We start from the raw sequence: 16,286 nt of genomic DNA, 5'->3' as shown, positions 1-16,286 counted from the left end.
CACCAGGAGACGACCACGCCCGCCAGGGCGGTGCCGCCCACCCGGCCGGCCCCGCTGATCATCGAGCCCAGCGCGATCGACGAGGGCACGTCCTTGGACGGCACGAGGTCGTTGCCGAGCAGGGCACAGGCGGGTGCGTCCACGGTGGCGATCAAACCGGTGACGGCCGCGAGCACCATGAGGACCGGCACCGTCAGCCGGTCGGTGAAGACCAGGCCCGCGGTGACGAAGCCGACCACGGCGAGCAGGGCCTGGCTCACCGATGCGGTGAGGCGGCGCGGCCAGGCGTCGACCGCGGCGCCGCCGGCGAGCCCCAGCAGGAGCCCGGGCGCCGCCTGCGCGGACAGTGACAGGCCGGTCGCCGCGGCGGAGCCGGTGAGGTGGAGGACCAGCAGGTTCTGCGCGGTCAGCTGCATCCAGGTGCCGGCGTTGGACACCATGTTGGCCGCGGACCACCAGCGCATGTCGCGGTGGCGCAGGGCCCGCCACGGGGCGCGGTCCTCGCCCGTCGCCGCGGTACGCGGCCGGCGCCGGGGCGAGGGCAGGACCACGCGGCGCCTGGCGGTGGAGGGCATGGACGAGTCAGGAAGGGTGGGTGAGGGCACGGGAGGTCGCTTCTCGCATGAGATCCGGACAACTGCCGTGCTGTGCCGCCAGGGGCGGCTCGACGGTGAGACGTGGTCCGGCACAGCGGCTGCCCATCTTCACAGACGCCACGGGCCGGTCGGTGCGGACCACGGCCGTCACGGGCTGCCACCCGCCCCAACTGCCGCTGTACCAGATGGAGTCGGCGGTGCGGTGGCGTTCCTCACAGGCACCGCGCGGTGCTGTGACCCGCGTCTCGGGGCGCGGCGGAGACGGAACCGGTCCCCCGCTCCGGTCCCGTCTCCGCGGTCCGACGAACTTACGTGTCCGATGAAACCATTGGGTACCGCACCGATGCCCTCTCCACCCTGCCGAGGGCTCACCCGTGCACAAGTGAGTCCCGAATGCCCGCCTTCACGCTCCTTCGAGAGCGGGCGGATCGAGGTCACCGACCGCGAGATGCGCCAGGACGACCTCGTACAGGTCGCTGCCGGCGGCGAGGAGCTGGCGTTCGAGGACGGGCTCCACGCCGCGCACGTGCTCCCGGACGGTCTGCGCGTGGATGCCGAGCAGCTGCGCGGCGCGCTCGGAGTTGCCGCCGGCGGTGATCCAGGTGCGCAGTGTGCCGCGCAGATCCCGCGCGTCGGCCGTCAGACGGCCGAGGAGTTCGTGCGCCCAGCCGCGCAGCGCCGGACCGGCCAGCAGGTCGGCGAGGCGTACGGCACCCGGCCCGGGCGCCGCCCCGGCGGCCGGCTGGTGGCCGAAGCCCGCCTGGGTGTTCAGAGCGAGGTGGACGGCGGCCCGGACGGTCAGGCGGCTGAAGTCCGTACCGAGCAGCGCTTCCACCCGTTCCATCCGGGCGCGCACCGTGTTGCGGCTCACACCGAGGACCTTCGCGGCGCTGACGGCGGTGAACTCCAGGCCCAGCCGGGTGGTGGCGAGCAGTTCGGCGCGCGTGTGGTGCGGCAGGGTGTCCAGCGGGCACAACAGCCGGGCGGACCAGACGTGCAGCGCCCCGGGGTCCATCAGGCGCTCGGGGTGGGTCCGCTCGGCGTACACGGCCGCACGGTCCGGGCGGAACCGGGCGACCGCGAGCGCGCTCACGGCCTGCCCGTACGCCGTCGCGGTCCGGGCCAGGCTGTGCCGGATGCTGCCGCCGAGGAACGTGTGCGGCCGTCCGCCCACCAGCGAGCGCAGCTCCCGGCCGGCGGTCTCGGCGGGTGCGACCACGATCACGTGCGCGTCCACCGCCGGGCAGCGCACCACCAGGGCCTGTCCCCCGGTGGCGTCCCGGCACTCGGCGGCCAGCCGGTCGCGTTCGTCGCGGTGGGTTTCGACGACGTAGACGCAGGCGGTGTCCGTGTCGAGCAGGCCGGGCCACAGGCCCGCGGCCACCCGGCGGGCCGAGACGGTGTCCTCGACCATCAGCAGTTGCAGGATGGCCAGCCGCAGTGCGGACGTGGCCTGTTCGAGGCGGCGGCCGGCCGCGGTGGTCTCGTGGGCCCGCAGGAGCAGTTCGAGCACCGCGGCGGTGCGGGTGACCATCTCGGCGGCCTGCCGGTCGAAGGGACCGTCGCGGGAGACGGCCAGGACGCCGGCCGAGGGCGGGCGCGGACCGCCCACGCGCACCAGACGGACGTGGCGCCCGCGGTCCTGCAGCGCGGCGGAGGCGAGCCGGCCGGTGACGACGTCCGCGACCAGGTTCTCGTCCAGGGCCGGCGGCTCCCCGGCCAGGAGGGCGCCGGCGCCGTCCAGGAGGCAGGCGGTCCCGTGCAGGGATGCGGCGAGCCAGGCGACGACCTTGCGCACGTCCCGCCCGGCCGGCCGCAACTGGCCGAGGAGTTCCTCGGCCCAGGACGCCCGCGGGCCTTCTCGTCCCCGGGCTCGTAAGGGGGCTCGTCCCGGGGCCTGTCCTGGGGTCCCGTCCGTCCCGTCCTCGCGCCGGGCCATGTCCGCCCTCTCCTCGTCCGTCGCATGTCCGTGGCTTCGACCTCGGCTTTTTGGTCGGGGACGTTACCAGCAGGCGGCACGGCGGTCCGAGGCCGGACATGCGGCACGGCCCCGCGAGCGGGAGGAAAGGCGGCTTCGCCGGCGGATCAGGGGGGTGAGTGGCCGGCGAAGCCGCGCGCCCGGGGCCGGGGGGACAGCGCCCGAGCGGTATGTGAGTGCTGGTTCCCCGGAATCCGCCGCGTACGCCTGCGAAGTCGAGGCGGGTTGCTTCCCCGGCGGCGTACGGGGGCACGTGGCGCGGGAGCGGAGGCAGGGCGCCTGCACGGCGACCGTCGGCGCACGGCATAAGCTCGGTGAATGGCGAAGTATTTCGACGTGCACCCCGACAACCCCCAGCCGCGCTCCATCCGTCAGGTGGCGGACAGCGTGCGCGAGGGGGCGCTGATCGCGTATCCGACCGACTCGTGCTACGCCCTCGGCTGCCGGCTGGGCAACCGGGACGGCATCGAGCGGATCCGGTCGATCCGCCACCTGGACGACCGGCACCACTTCACCCTGGTGTGCCAGGACTTCGCGCAGCTCGGCCAGTTCGTACGGATCGACAACGACGTCTTCCGCGCCATCAAGGCGTCCACGCCCGGCAGTTACACCTTCATCCTGCCGGCCACACGGGAGGTGCCGCGCACGCTGCAGCACCCGAGGAAGAAGACCGTCGGGGTGCGCATCCCCGACCACGTCGTCACCCAGGCCCTGCTCACGGAGCTCGGCGAGCCGCTGCTGTCCAGCACGCTGCTGCTGCCCGACGAGGAGGAGCCGATGACGCAGGGCTGGGAGATCAAGGACCGGCTCGACCACGTACTGGACGCGGTGGTCGACTCGGGCGACTGCGGGACCGAGCCGACCACGGTCGTCGACTTCTCCGGCGGGGAGGCCGAGATCGTACGGCGGGGGGCGGGCGACGTCTCACGGTTCGAGTGAGAGTCCGATCCACGGCGGACTTCCCAGCGGTGTGAGGAAGTCCGGGGCGGTGCCGCCGAAAGGCTGGGGTCCGGAGGGGAGTTGACCTTCGCGGGCCCCGTCGTCCGTCCGCTCAGGGGGCGTTGCTACGGTGCACGGCGTGTCCGAGTCCTCACGCGATACCGTTGCGGGCGCCGGGTGGGCGGCCGGTGAAGAGGGCGCCTACCACGCGCTGATGCCCGGCCGGGTCGAGAAGTTGTCCTGGCTCAGCCCCCGGACGCTGTGGGCGGCGCGCAACGGCGTGGTCGCGTCCTGGTTCGGGGATCCCACGGGGCGTACCCGGGCACGCTGGGTGGCGCAGCGGGCGGCGGCCGGGGCTCCGGCGGACAAGGTGATCCGGCGCGGGGACGCGGACCGCTTCTCCTTCATGGTCATGGGGGACACCGGCGAGGGGGGCCCGTCGCAGTACGCCGTCGTACCCGGGTTCCTGGAGGCGAGCCGGGGAACGTCGTTCGCCGTGATCGCCAGCGACGTGATCTATCCCGTCGGCAGCGCCGATGACTACGGCCCCAGGTTCTTCCGTCCGTACCAGGACTATCCGGCGCCGGTCTACGCGGTCCCCGGCAACCACGACTGGTACGAGGACCTCGGCGGTTTCATGCGCGTCTTCTGCGGCGGCGCCCCGCCGCTGCCGCCGGAGCCGGGGCCACGGCCACCCGGCCGCGCCTGGTGGCGTGCGCTGCTGTGGCGCCGGCCGCAAGCGGTGGACGAGCAACGCTTCGCCGCGGCACGGGAGTTGCGGTCGCGGCCGGAGCAGCAGGCCGTCCAGCCGGGGCCGTACTGGGCGATCGACGCCGGGCCGGTGCGGATCGTCGGCATCGACACCGGGCTGCTCGGCACGGTCGACGCCGAGCAGGGCGCCTGGCTGCGGGAGGTGTCACGCGGGCCCCGGCCGAAGATCCTCGTCACCGGGTCGCCGCTGTACGTGGACGGTGAGCACCACCCGTGCCCCGTCGAGGGCGGCGGCACGGTCGACGACATCGTGCGCGACCCGGCGCACCGCTATGTGGCGGCGATCGGCGGCGACATCCACAACTACCAGCGCTATCCGGTGGACGTGGGCGGCCGCACCGTCCAGTACGTCGTCTCCGGCGGCGGCGGCGCGTTCACGCACGCCACGCACACCATTTCGCGCGTGTCCGTCGGGGGTGTCACCGAGTCCGGCTTCCGCTGCTATCCGCTGCGCGGCGACTCCCTGGCCTTCTACAGCGGGCTCTACGGCCGCCGGCTGCGGCTGCGCCGCTTCTTCACGCTCACCGAGGCCGAGGCGATGGCCGTCGTCGCCGAACGGCTCGGCGTCCCGCCCGTGCGCGCCCAGGGCGCGCCGGTGCGGGTCACCCCGCGCGTCCGGCTGGTCGCGAGCCTGCTGGGCGCGGGGCGCCGCCCGGAGCGCCGGGTCCGCTTCCGCCTCCCGGTGCGGAAGATCTACACCCGGCTGTTCTCGCCGGGTTCGGTCACGTACAGCCCGCCGTTCTTCAAGTCGTTCCTGCGTCTGGACGTCACCCCGGAGGCGGTGCGGCTGCGCTGCTTCGCGGCGACCGGTCTGCGCGCCCAGGAGGTAGATCCGCCGGTCGAGGACGAGGTCACCATTCCGCTGGTCTGAGCGGGCCGGGTCCGGTCACCAGCGGCCCGGCGCGCTGCCCGTGACCGGCTCGGACGGCCTGCCGTCCACCCCGACCGGTACGTCACCGGCGAGCATCACCCGGTGCATGATCCGCGGGAAGCCGAGGTGGGCGCTGTCACTGGGCGCGAGGTGGATGGTGGCCCGGTTGTCCCAGAAGGCGACGCTGCCCGGCTCCCAGCGGAACCGGACCGTGTACTCGGGCCGTACCGCCTGTTCGAGCAGCATCTGCAGGATCGCCGCGCTCTCGGCGCGGGAGAGGTCCTGGATCTGCTCGACGTAGTAGCCGTTGACGAACAGCACCCGCTCCCCGGTCTCGGGGTGGACGCGCACCAGCGGGTGCACGGTGGCGATCTGGTGATCCATCAGGTGGCGGACGTACGCGTCGTCGCCGGGCCTCGGCTGGTAGCCGACCCCGAGCCGGTGCTCGGCGCGCAGGCCGTCGGCGAAGGCGCGCACCGGCGCCGACAGTCCGGCGTAGGCGGCGGCCAGGTTGGACCAGGTGGTGTCGCCGCCGTACGGCGGGACGGTCTCGGCGCGCAGGATGGTCGCGGCCGGCGGGTCGACGCGGGCGCCGTGGTCGCAGTGCCAGCCGCGCAGCAGCGTGTGCCGGCGGCGCCGGAGCCACTCCTCGTGGTCCATGCCGAACCGCCCGCCGAGCTCCAGCCGGTCCGCGGTCGTCTCCACCTCGGGGACGTCCGGCGGCGACGCGCCGCCCCGCCCGCGCAGCACCACGGGCTCACCGAAGCGGCGGGCCAGGGCCACGTGCCGCGCGTGGTCCAGCCGCTGCCCGCGGAAGAACACCACCTTCCAGCGCAGCACCGCCGCGCGGATCTCCGCGACCGCGGTGCCGTCGAGCTCCCCGGCCAGGTCCACCCCGGTGATCTCGGCTCCGATGTGCCCGGCGACCGGCTTCACCCCGATCCCGCCGGCCCCCCGCCCGTCCGCTGTGCCCGTGTCCGTCGTCACCAGTGCGCTCCGATGGTCGTCGTAACGGTCCACGCAGATCGTGACAGCGTTTTCCGCACGGGGCGACAGGGCCTGTTCCCCGCGGATGTCCAGGGCGTACGGCCCGGAAGGGTGAAAGGGCGCCCGAAGCCGTGCGCCGGAGGTCTATCGTGTCCGGCATGTCCGTCCCGGAACCGATCCGCATCGTCTCCCGCGACTCCCCCATGGCACTCGCCCAGGTGGAACGGGTCCGCGCCGAACTGGCCGCCGTGCACCCGGGTGTGCGCACCGAGGTGGTCCCGGTGAGGACCACCGGCGACAAGTGGCCGGGCGAACTGTCGAAGGTCGAGGGCAAGGGTGCGTTCACCAAGGAGGTCGACGCCGCGCTGCTGGCCGGCGAGGCGGATCTCGCGGTGCACTGCCTGAAGGACGTGCCCGCCGACCGCCCGCTGCCGGCCGGCACGGTGTTCGCCGCGTTCCTGGAACGGGACGACGTGCGCGACGCCCTCGTCCACCCCGGCGGGCTCACCCTCGACGAGCTCCCGGCGGGCACCCGGATCGGCACCTCCGCGGTGCGCCGGACCGCCCAGCTGGCCGCGACCCACCCGCACCTGCGGTGCGTGCCGCTGCGCGGCAACGCGAACCGCCGGCTGGAGAAGCTGGCGGCCGGGGAGGCGGACGCGCTGCTGCTCGCCGTGTCCGGTCTCCGGCGCATTGGACGGCCGGACGTGATCAGCGAGGTGCTGTCCCCGGAGACGATGATGCCGCCGGTCGGCGCGGGCGTCCTCGCCCTGCAGTGCCGGGAGGACGACGCCGGGCTCATCGAGGCCGTGAGCGCGCTCGGCGACCCGGACACCCACCGCGCGGTCACTGCGGAGCGCATGCTCCTGCACGTGCTGCAGGGCCACTGCAACAGCCCGATCGCCGGGCACGCGCGCGTGGACCGCGGCGGAGAGCTCTCCCTGCGGGCCTGTGTCTTCACCCCGGACGGCAAGACCCGGCTGAACGCCCACGAGTGGGCGGGCCGGCTGGACGCGGCCACGCTGGGCACGTCGGTCGCCGTGGCCCTGCTGCGCCAGGGTGCCCGGGAGGTCATCGACGGCATCCCGCACTGACCGCACCGCCCCGGCGGGGCCGGCGGGGTCAGCCGACGGTGCCCGGTCCGGCCTGGTCGCGCAGGAAGTTGCTGATCTGGTGCGCCAGGCCGCCGGACGCGCCCGCCGTGTGCGCGCCGGCGCCGACGGACTCCTCGTGCACGCCGATGCCGCCGGTCCACAGCCTGCGCTCGGTCCACTCGTCGTCGACCCGCAGCTGCACCTGGACGTCGATCTGGGACAGGGCGGCCTCCGGCCCCGCCACGTACAGCACCGCGGTGGCCCGGCGCAGCGGATAGACGTCGTAGCCCTCGATGAACTGCGAGTTGCGCCAGTCGACGAACGCGCCCTCCCCGTCGGGGCCGATCCGCACGTCGATCTGCCCGTCCTCCAGGTGGACGCCGAAGCTCCGCCCGCCGCGGTTCTCGACGGTGATGCGGAGGCGGAAGTACGTCAGCCCCTCGGCGGCCTCGTCGCGTCCGCGCGGCGGCTCGGCCTGCTCCAGGCGGTGGACGCGGACCCGCAGACCGGCATGCTCGTCGTACTCCTGCCAGTCCCCGACCACGTTCGGCTCGTACACAGTGCACCTCTCGACTTCCAAGAGCTGCTTCCTATCCGTGCGCTCAGTGCACTGTCAAATGAACGGAATGCTCCGTGTCCTGGGAATTCTCCGCCTTTGATCGCTGATCAAGCCGTGTGCAGGAGGGATCCGCCGCCGGGCCCAGCGGCCGCCGGCGGGGGCGTGCCGCACATCACTCCGGTGGCCGCCCGCCGGACGCCGTCAGCGGGCCAGCCGGCCGAGCAGCCCGGAGGCCGCGGTGATGCCGAGCGCGGCGGCCCCCGCGAGGACCGCGAAGTCGGCGGCCAGGTGCGCGGGGGTGCCGACCAGCAGCCCGCGCAGGGCGTCGACCTCGTAGCTGAGCGGGTTGGCCCTGCTGACGGCCTGCAGCCAGGTGGGCATGACGGCCACGGGGTACAGGGCGTTGGAGCCGAAGAACAGCGGCATCGTGATCGCCTGCCCGATGCCCATCAGCCGGTCCCGGTTGAGCACGACGCCGGCGATGCTGACCGACAGGCAGGAGAAGAACGCCGAGCCGAGCACCACGGCCGCGGCGACACCGAGCAGCCGCAGCGGGTTCCAGGTCAGCGCCACACCGAGCAGGGCGGCGATGACGATGACGACGACGGCCTGGATCAGGGACTTCACCCCGGCCGCGAACGCCTTGCCGGTGACCAGGGCCGCGCGCGGGGTCGGGGTGACCAGCAGTTTGCTGAGGACCCCGGCGTCCCGCTCCCAGATGATCTGGATGCCGTAGAAGATGGCGATGAACATCGCGGACTGGGCGATGATGCCGGGCGCCAGGAAGTCGAGGTAGGGGATGCCGCCGGTGGGGATCGCCCGGATGCGGGTGAAGGTCTGACCGAAGATCAGCAGCCACAGGGCGGGCTGCACCGCGCGCGTGTAGAGCTCGGTGCGGTCGTGGCGCAGCTTCTGCAGCTCCACCGCGCACATGGCGACGACCCGGGCGGGCAGCACCCGCCAGCCGGCGCGGGGCTGCGGCGGCCGCAGCAGGAGGCCGATGCCGTCGGGGCGGGCGGCGTCAGCCGACGCGGTACGCGGTGCGGCGGGTGCTCCGGACATCGCGGAAGTCTCCTGAGTTCTCGTCGAGGCCGCTGCCGGCCACGTCGCGGAAGACGTCCTCCAGCGTGGGCGGCGGGTCCGTGGCGGGGGCGCCGCGGGCGCGGCGGCGGTCGCCGAGCCCCTGGCACAGCTCGGCCGGGGTGCCCAGGGCCCGGATCCGGCCGCGGTGCATCAGGCCGACCCGGTCGCAGTACTGGTCGGCCTCGTCCATGTAGTGCGTGGTCACCAGGACCGTCATGCCGGTGGCGGCGCGGACGGCGCCGATGTGCTCCCACACCCCGCCGCGGGCGATCGGGTCGAGGCCGATCGTCGGTTCGTCGAGGATCAGCAGGCGGGGGGCGCTGACCAGCGCCTGGGCGAGTTCGAGGCGGCGGACCATGCCGCCGGAGTAGGTGTTCACCAGCCGGTCGGCGGCCTGAGTCAGACCGACCGCGGTCAGGGCCTGGGCGACACGGGCGGCACGTTCGCGGCGCGGGACGTCGAAGAGCCGGGCGAACAGGGTGACGTTCTCCCGGCCGGTGAGGGCGGCGTCGGCGGACAGCTGCTGGGGGACGTAGCCCAGCAGGCGGCGTACCGCCATGCGGTCGCCGGCGGCGTCGTGGCCGAAGACGCGGACCGTGCCGGAGGGGACCGGCAGGAGTGTGGTGATGCAGCGGATCGCCGTGGTCTTCCCGGCGCCGTTCGGGCCGAGCAGCCCGAACACCTCGCCCGGGCGCACGGACAGGTCCAGGCCGTCGACGGCCTTCGTCCCGCCGAAGGCGTAGGCGAGCCGGGTGCAGGTGACGGCGTCGCCGGCCGGCACGGCGTCGGCGTGGCGGGTCATGGCCGGTCGGCCTCCTCACGCAGGTTCTCGGCCAGCCTGCGCAGGGCGGGGACCGCCGCGCGCAGCGCGTCCCGGTCCGCCTCGTCGAGCCGGTCCACCTGGCGGCGTACGAGCGCGGCGCGGCGCTCCCGCCAGTCGCGCAGCCGGGCCTGCGCGGCCTCGGTGAGCAGCAGGCGTGCGGCCCGCCGGTCGGCGGGGTCCGTCCGACGGATCAGCCGGCCCTCCCGGACCAGCTGGTTGACCAGCGTCGAGACGGAGTTGCCCGCCAGGTGCAGCTCCTTGGCGGCCTCCGACACGCCGATGCCGGGACGGTCCTCGACCAGGCGCAGCAGCTCGACCTCGGCGCCGCGCAGCCGCGCCACGGTCAGTCCGGCGCGCAGCCGGCGCCGGATCAGCCGCTGGACGCCGACGAGCGTGTCGGCCAGTTCCTCGGGGAAGGTCTGCGTGGTCCGCGGGTCCGAGTCCACGTGTCCGACGTTACCTCTGTAGGAGAGGTAACGATCCCCAAAAAGCGGTCAAGAGCGGTGCCAGTACGCCATTGAAATGCTCAGTATTTCCTCCGGTGGCAATTCTCCGGCTGCTGGTCGACAATTAAGAATCGTGCGGTCGCATGACGTCACCGCATTCCCGGAACTGTTTCCATATCGCCGACTTCATCGCCGACTTCGGGAATCCGCATTCCAGTGCTTCGGACAGGAGGCACGTCCGTGGGAGCCGGCGTGCCGGGCCCGCTGTCCATCTCCGTCCGGTCCGAGCACGCGCCTTTCACGGTGTCCGTCCAGCCAGCACCTGCTGAGGGAGGCGCAGCCCATGCGTACCACCGGCAGAACAAAATCCCATCCGCATGACGACGCTCCGAACACCGCGCAGGCGTTCGAACGGCTCGCCCGCATGCCGGACGGTCCCGAGCGCAAGGCGCTGCGGGACGAACTGGTCCAGGTGTGGCTGCCGATGGCCGAGCGGATCGCCGTACGGTTCCGCGGGCGCGGCGAGGCCCTGGAGGATCTGTACCAGGTGGCCGCGCTCGGTCTGGTCAAGGCCGTCGACCACTACGATCCGGAGCGCGGCTACGCGTTCGAGGCGTACGCCGTGCCGACGGTCACCGGGGAGATCAAACGGCACTTCCGCGACCACATGTGGACGCTGCACGTGCCGCGCCGAGTCCAGGACCTGCGCAACCGTGTACGGCGCGCCGCGAAGGAGCTGGCACAGACCACGCCCGGCCGGGCGCCGACCGTCGCCGAGATCGCCGAGTACGCCCACCTGAGCGTGAGCGACGTACGCACCGGGATGGAGGCCCTGGACTGCTTCGCCGCGCTGTCGCTGGAGGCGGAGGTCCCGGGCACGGACGGTTACGCGCTGGGCGACGGGCTGGGCGAGGCCGACGCGCGCTACGACCTGGTCGTGGACCGGGTGGCCGTCAGGCCCTGTCTGGAGGCGCTGCCCGAGCGTGAGCGCACCATCCTCTACCTGAGGTTCTTCCGGGGGATGACACAGAGCCGGATCGCGCAGCAGCTCGGCATCTCGCAGATGCACGTCTCACGGCTGCTCAGCGGCTGCTTCGCCCAGCTGCGCGAGGAGCTGCTCACGGAGACCGGCTGAGCCCCGCAGCGGCGCCCGTCCGTTCGACCCCGCGGGCGGGCGCCGGCGCCGCCGGAGTTCCCCCTCACTCCGGCGGCGTTCCCGGGATCTGGGTGGGGCCGTACCGGTCGAGGGCCTTCTCCAGCTCCACCCGGACCTCCTCGGGCATCTCCCCGGTGCGTCCCCAGACGAGGACCAGCTCGGCGATGCGGCGGAGCTTGACGTTGGTGTGCTGCGAGACCTCCTTCAGCACCGTCCAGCCCTGGTCCGGCGTGATCCGGCCGAGCACGACCACCATGCCGATCGCCTGGTCCACGACGGCGTGGGAGGTCACGGCCTCCTTCAGCTGCTCGACCTCCTTCTGGAGCTCGCGCAGCCGGTCCGCCGCGTCGCCGGAGTCGTAGGGTGTGCGTTCCACGGAGTCCATCGTCGTCACTCGGGCGGGCCTTTGCCAGTGGGCCCGGCGCACGCCCGGTCGGCGACGGGCCGCCGCCCGTGTCGTTTCGGCGGCGGCGCGCGGGTACTCGGCAGGCGCCTTCCGGCTGCCGGTCGGACACTGGTGTAAGACCGGTGGACCACCGGTGGACACCGGTCGACGAGACCAGGACGTGCCATGAACCACGACAGGACATCTGCCAGCTCCACCCCCGATGTCGTCTCCACGCACTCGGTGTGCGGCGCGCCGTGCTGGGTGAGCCTGACCAGCCGCGACGTGAAGGCCACGGAGGACTTCTACCGGGCGGTGCTGGGCTGGGAGTGGCGCGCGGCCAAGCTCGGCGACCACTTCCGCATCGCCCTCGCGGACGGGGCGCCGGTCGCGGGGATCGGAGCGGTGGCGGCCATGTGGCAGATGGCGGTGGCCTGGACGCCGTACTTCGCCGTGCCCAGCGCGGACGTGGCCGTCTCGCGGGCGTCCGAACGCGGCGGTACGGCGGCGGTCGGGCCGATCTCCTTCCCGCCGGGGCGGGCCGCACTGCTCGCCGACCGGGACGGCGCGACCTTCGGGATCTGGGAGGGGGACCTCTTCACCGACTGGGAGACCTGGCGCAAGGCCGCGCCGGCCTTCATCCGGCTGCACACGCGCGACGCCTTCGACGCCGCGATCTTCTACGGCGAGGTCCTGGACTGGGCCTCGGAGCGGCCCGGCTGCTGCGAGGTCCGCTACGAGGGCAACGAGGTCGTGCTGCGCAGCCACGGCGAGGTCGTGGCCCGCATCGAGTCCGGCGCGCTGGAGGCCGCCCCCGACCCCACGATCCGCCCGCACTGGCAGATCCACTTCCGCGTCGCCGACGTCTCCGCCTGCGCCCGCGCCGCCGAGGCCCACGGCGGCAGCGTCCTGCGCGAGGGCCCCGACGAGGCCGTGCTCCGCGACCCGGACGGCGCCCAGTTCACGGTGACGTCCCGCCGGGAGGCCTGAACGCGGCCGGCGGCCGCGGGCGCCGGCGGGTGGTTTTCGGGGGGCGGGTCAGGAGGACCAGGCTGCGGGGTTCGACGCGCAGGGCGGCGCCCGGTTTGTGTTCCGACTCGTCCGGGGGGCCCTGGGGTTCGGCCGTGTCGAGGAGGGTGGTCCAGCGGTCGCCGTACGCGGGGCCGGGGAGGCGGAAGCCGACCGGCTCCCAGTAGCCGTTGAGCAGCAGGAGGAAGGAGTCGTCCAGCACGCGGCGGCCCTGCCGGTCGGGCTCGGCGATGGCGTCGCCGTTGAGGAAGACCGCCACGGAGTGCGCGTCGGAGCGCTGCCAGTCCTCCTCGGCCATCTCGCGGCCGTCCGGCAGCAGCCACACCAGGTCGGGCAGGGGCTGGTCGTCCCGGGTCGCCGTCTCGCCCTGGAAGAAACGGCGCCGGCGCAGCACCGGGTGGGCGGCGCGCAGGCCGATCACGTACCGCGTGAAGTCCATCAGCTCCCGCTGTTCGTCCGTCAGCCGCCAGTCGGTCCAGGAGACTTCGTTGTCCTGGCAGTACGCGTTGTTGTTGCCGCCCTGGGTGCGGCCCAGCTCGTCGCCGTGGCAGAGCATCGGGATGCCCTGCGACAGCAGCAGCGTGGCCAGGAAGTTGCGCTGCTGGCGGGCCCGCAGCTCCAGGACCGAGGGGTCGTCGGTCCCGCCCTCCGCCCCGCAGTTCCAGGAGCGGTTGACGCTCTCGCCGTCCCTGTTGCCCTCGCCGTTGGCCTCGTTGTGCTTGTCGTTGTACGACACCAGGTCGCGCAGGGTGAAACCGTCGTGCGCGGTCACGAAGTTGACGCTGGCGCGCGGCCGTCGCCGGTGGTGGGCGTACAGGTCCGGGGAACCGGTCAGCCGGGACGCGAACTCGCCCAGCGTGTGCTCCTCGCCGCGCCAGAAGTCCCGTACGGCGTCCCGGTACAGGCCGTTCCACTCCGACCACAGCGGCGGGAAGTTGCCCACCTGGTAGCCGCCCTCGCCCAGGTCCCAGGGCTCGGCGATCAGCTTCACACGGCTGATCACCGGGTCCTGCTGGATCAGGTCGAAGAACGCCGACAGCCGGTCCACCTCATGGAACTGCCGCGCCAGCGTGGCCGCGAGGTCGAAGCGGAAGCCGTCGACGTGCATCTCGGTGATCCAGTACCGCAGCGAGTCCATGATCAGCTGCAGTACGTAGGGGTGCCGCATCAACAGGCTGTTGCCGGTGCCGGTGGTGTCGTAGTAGTGCGCCCAGTCGCCGTCGACCAGACGGTAGTACGAGGTGTTGTCGATGCCCCGGAAGGACAGCGTCGGGCCCTTCTCGTTGCCCTCGGCGGTGTGGTTGTAGACCACGTCCAGGATCACCTCGAGCCCGGCCGCGTGCAGCGCCTTGACCATCGACTTGAACTCGGTGACCTGCTGACCGCGCGTGCCGTGGGCGGCGTAGTCGCGGTGCGGCGCGAAGAAGCCGATGGTGTTGTAGCCCCAGTAGTTGGAAAGGCCCCGCCCCTGCAGCACACCGTCGTGCACGAACTGGTGGACCGGCATCAGCTCGACCGCCGTCACGCCCAGCGAGGTGAGGTGGTCGATCACCGCGGGGTGCGCCAGCCCGGCGTACGTCCCCCGCAGTTCGCGCGGCACGTCGGGGTGGGTGCGGGTCAGTCCGCGCACGTGCGCCTCGTAGATCACGGTGTCGGAGTACCCCCGCCGCGGCGGACGGTCGTCGCCCCAGTCGAAGGCCGGGTCGGTCACCACCCCCAGCATGGTGTGCCCGGCGCTGTCGGCGGGGTCCGGGCCGTGCGGGGCGCGCTCGTAGAGCGAGGGATGGTTGTCGATCCGCCCGTCCATCGCCCTGGCGTAGGGGTCCAGGAGCAGTTTCCTCGGGTTGCACCGGTGGCCGGCCGCCGGGTGCCAGGGGCCGTGCACCCGGTAGCCGTAGCGCTGCCCCGGCCCGACGCCGGGCAGGTAGCCGTGCCACACGAAGCCGTCGACCTCGGTGAGCGGGACCTCGCGGCCGGCGCCGCCGTCGTCCACCAGGACCAGCTCCACGCGCTCGGCCACTCCGCTGAACAGCGCGAAGTTGGTGCCCTTCCCGTCGTACGCGGCGCCCAGCGGGTAGGGGTGCCCCCGCCACACGGGCGGGGGCACCCCTTTCCGGCGCGACCGCCCGGTCACCGGGCCTCCTCCAGGACGGTCCGGCCGTCGCCCGCCGGGGAGGCCAGCGCGGCGACCGGCAGCTCGCGGGGCGTCTGCAGGCCCTCGCGCAGGGTCGGCTCGGGAGCCCTCGCAACCAGCGGGACGCGCACCCCGGCGCGGGCCCGCTGCGAGAACCAGATGACCTTGCTGCCGGTCCCGGAGGCGCAGCAGCCCCAGCCGTGGCTCGTCGCCGCGATACGCGCCAGGCAGCCGCGCAGCTCCTGGTCGGGGCGCAGGTCGTGGTTGTTCTCCCCGACCGCGGTGATCAGGTGCTGGCCGGTCCACCACATCTCGACGGAGACGCGCTTGTCGGTGGCGTGCTCGTCGATGGCCTTCAGCAGCATCTCGGCACCGCCGCACACGGGGTCGACGAGGTCCTCCAGCTCCCAGAACCGAAGGTGAGCGGCCAGGATGCGCCTGACCTGTCCGACCCGTTCCGGACTGACCTCCACGTCGAGGTGGTAATAGCAGGGCACTGCGGTCTTCATCGTCGTTGGCTCCTCACCGGCGAGGCTCGCGCTCCCTGCCGCCCTTGCGGACCGGACCCCGAGCACGAAGCGTGAGCACGTGTTGCCTCTGAGTGGGATCCACACTGAGCGCGCTACGCCATTGGTGCAACACGAGCAGGTCAGCAGGCTTGTTGAAGTGCCAACAGGACGGTGAGTCGTTGAACATGCACCATGAGTGAAAGTCTCGAGCGCCGTGAACGGGGTTGCGCACACGCGTGCGCGGCCACCGCCCCGGCTGCCGGGGGAGGCACCCACCGCACGCATCCGAAAGGTGAACGGCGCCATGCTGCTACCCGCCAAAGCCGAAGTAGCCCGGCATCTGCGGCGCTACCGGGCGTGGGAACGCGCGATGCTCGCGCGGCCCGACGACCGCAGGGTGCGGTCCACCTTCGAGGACTCGGGCTACACCCTGTGCGTGCTGATGGGGAAGCGGTGTGCGCGGGAGGCCGCGGACGCCGCCGAACGCTATCTGCGCACCACCCTCGTGACCTATCTGCGGGAGCAGAGCGGCCGGCCGCTGCGCAGCGCCGTCGCCCGCCGGGGCCCGCCGACGGCGACGGAGCGACGCTCTCGCGCCGGACGGTAGGACGTCCCGGCGGCAACCGGAATCCCGGCCGGGCGCGAGCCCGGCCTCGAAGCGCGGTGGAGGTGACACCCATGAGTTCGACCCCGAGCCAGGCCCCGGGTACGGCCCCGGCCGTCGGCCGCATTCCCGTGCGGGACGTCCGGCCGGCCGTGGAGTGCGGCAGGCGACCGGCCAAGGCGGTTACGGGGGAAACGTTCCAGATCTCGGCCACCGTCTTCCGCGAGGGCCACGACGCGGTGGCCGCGAACGTGGTCCTGCGCGATCCGGCGGGCCGTCCCGGCCCCTGGACGCCGATGCGCGAGCTGGCTCCCGGCACCGA

At 73.2% G+C, this 16,286-nt stretch carries 17 protein-coding genes; 7 read left to right on the top strand and 10 right to left on the bottom strand.

The features are described from left to right. Window positions 1-575, bottom strand: a 575-nt coding sequence (locus tag C1I97_RS14320; protein ID WP_146608217.1) for an MFS transporter, incomplete at its 3' end; no start/stop codon positions are given. Window positions 576-999: 424 nt separating this feature from the next. Next, complete coding sequence (locus C1I97_RS14315; protein ID WP_111003594.1) at window positions 1,000-2,535, bottom strand: helix-turn-helix domain-containing protein; 1,536 nt, start codon at window positions 2,533-2,535, stop codon at window positions 1,000-1,002. Between the two features lie 357 nt (window positions 2,536-2,892). Here C1I97_RS14315 and C1I97_RS14310 point away from each other — a divergent pair, with 357 nt between their 5' ends. Beyond that, window positions 2,893-3,513, top strand: coding sequence for an L-threonylcarbamoyladenylate synthase (locus tag C1I97_RS14310; protein WP_181446723.1), 621 nt, complete (start codon window positions 2,893-2,895; stop codon window positions 3,511-3,513). A gap of 139 nt (window positions 3,514-3,652) precedes the next feature. Further along, complete coding sequence (locus C1I97_RS14305; protein WP_111003593.1) at window positions 3,653-5,155, top strand: metallophosphoesterase family protein; 1,503 nt, start codon at window positions 3,653-3,655, stop codon at window positions 5,153-5,155. 15 nt (window positions 5,156-5,170) lie between these two features. On the opposite strand, the gene C1I97_RS14300 is transcribed toward C1I97_RS14305, so the two are convergent. After that, window positions 5,171-6,142 carry a TauD/TfdA dioxygenase family protein gene (locus C1I97_RS14300; protein ID WP_111003598.1) on the bottom strand — a complete coding sequence of 324 codons (972 nt, stop codon included), beginning with the start codon at window positions 6,140-6,142 and terminating at the stop codon, window positions 5,171-5,173. A 158-nt stretch (window positions 6,143-6,300) separates the two neighbouring features. On the opposite strand from C1I97_RS14300, the gene hemC reads away from it, so the two are divergent. Further along, window positions 6,301-7,236 (top strand): hydroxymethylbilane synthase, encoded by a 936-nt coding sequence (gene hemC, locus C1I97_RS14295; RefSeq protein ID WP_111003597.1) that lies wholly within the window; start codon window positions 6,301-6,303, stop codon window positions 7,234-7,236. Window positions 7,237-7,264: 28 nt separating this feature from the next. Here hemC and C1I97_RS14290 read toward each other — a convergent pair whose 3' ends face one another. The 4 genes from C1I97_RS14290 to C1I97_RS14275 form a co-directional block, all read right to left on the bottom strand. Beyond that, the gene (locus C1I97_RS14290; protein WP_111003592.1) at window positions 7,265-7,795 is read right to left on the bottom strand and encodes a hypothetical protein; all 531 of its coding nucleotides are present in this window, start codon (window positions 7,793-7,795) and stop codon (window positions 7,265-7,267) included. A gap of 201 nt (window positions 7,796-7,996) precedes the next feature. Further along, entirely contained in the window at window positions 7,997-8,857 is an 861-nt protein-coding gene (locus C1I97_RS14285) for an ABC transporter permease (protein ID WP_111003591.1), read from the bottom strand. Next, window positions 8,817-9,680 (bottom strand): ABC transporter ATP-binding protein, encoded by an 864-nt coding sequence (locus C1I97_RS14280; RefSeq protein WP_111003590.1) that lies wholly within the window; start codon window positions 9,678-9,680, stop codon window positions 8,817-8,819. Before C1I97_RS14280 ends, C1I97_RS14285 begins: the two co-directional genes overlap by 41 nt. Further along, a complete protein-coding gene (locus C1I97_RS14275; RefSeq protein WP_111003589.1) occupies window positions 9,677-10,147 on the bottom strand; it encodes a MarR family winged helix-turn-helix transcriptional regulator in 471 nt (156 codons plus the stop codon). Before C1I97_RS14275 ends, C1I97_RS14280 begins: the two co-directional genes overlap by 4 nt. Before the next feature lie 343 nt (window positions 10,148-10,490). Here C1I97_RS14275 and C1I97_RS14270 point away from each other — a divergent pair, with 343 nt between their 5' ends. After that, entirely contained in the window at window positions 10,491-11,282 is a 792-nt protein-coding gene (locus C1I97_RS14270; RefSeq protein WP_111003588.1) for a SigB/SigF/SigG family RNA polymerase sigma factor, read from the top strand. 64 nt (window positions 11,283-11,346) lie between these two features. On the opposite strand, the gene C1I97_RS14265 is transcribed toward C1I97_RS14270, so the two are convergent. Further along, window positions 11,347-11,679 (bottom strand): ANTAR domain-containing protein, encoded by a 333-nt coding sequence (locus tag C1I97_RS14265; protein WP_258382563.1) that lies wholly within the window; start codon window positions 11,677-11,679, stop codon window positions 11,347-11,349. A 195-nt stretch (window positions 11,680-11,874) separates the two neighbouring features. On the opposite strand from C1I97_RS14265, the gene C1I97_RS14260 reads away from it, so the two are divergent. Then, window positions 11,875-12,678 (top strand): VOC family protein, encoded by an 804-nt coding sequence (locus C1I97_RS14260; protein WP_111003586.1) that lies wholly within the window; start codon window positions 11,875-11,877, stop codon window positions 12,676-12,678. Here C1I97_RS14260 and glgX read toward each other — a convergent pair. Both glgX and C1I97_RS14250 read right to left on the bottom strand, forming a co-directional pair. Then, the gene (gene glgX / locus C1I97_RS14255; protein ID WP_181446722.1) at window positions 12,650-14,851 is read right to left on the bottom strand and encodes a glycogen debranching protein GlgX; all 2,202 of its coding nucleotides are present in this window, start codon (window positions 14,849-14,851) and stop codon (window positions 12,650-12,652) included. The genes C1I97_RS14260 and glgX overlap by 29 nt on opposite strands. Next, window positions 14,848-15,360 carry a pep a2 gene (locus tag C1I97_RS14250; protein WP_111003585.1) on the bottom strand — a complete coding sequence of 171 codons (513 nt, stop codon included), beginning with the start codon at window positions 15,358-15,360 and terminating at the stop codon, window positions 14,848-14,850. The genes glgX and C1I97_RS14250 overlap by 4 nt, the downstream gene beginning before the upstream one ends. Window positions 15,361-15,664: 304 nt before the next feature. Here C1I97_RS14250 and C1I97_RS14245 point away from each other — a divergent pair, with 304 nt between their 5' ends. Further along, window positions 15,665-15,967 (top strand): DUF5133 domain-containing protein, encoded by a 303-nt coding sequence (locus C1I97_RS14245; RefSeq protein ID WP_111003595.1) that lies wholly within the window; start codon window positions 15,665-15,667, stop codon window positions 15,965-15,967. Window positions 15,968-16,038: 71 nt separating this feature from the next. Next, the coding region (locus C1I97_RS14240) for a maltotransferase domain-containing protein (protein ID WP_146608216.1) at window positions 16,039-16,286 on the top strand (248 nt) is incomplete at its 3' end.

The organism is Streptomyces sp. NTH33 (genome assembly GCF_003236365.1).
Lineage (GTDB): Bacteria > Actinomycetota > Actinomycetes > Streptomycetales > Streptomycetaceae > Streptomyces.
This window is presented reverse-complemented; position numbering and strand designations above follow the sequence as displayed.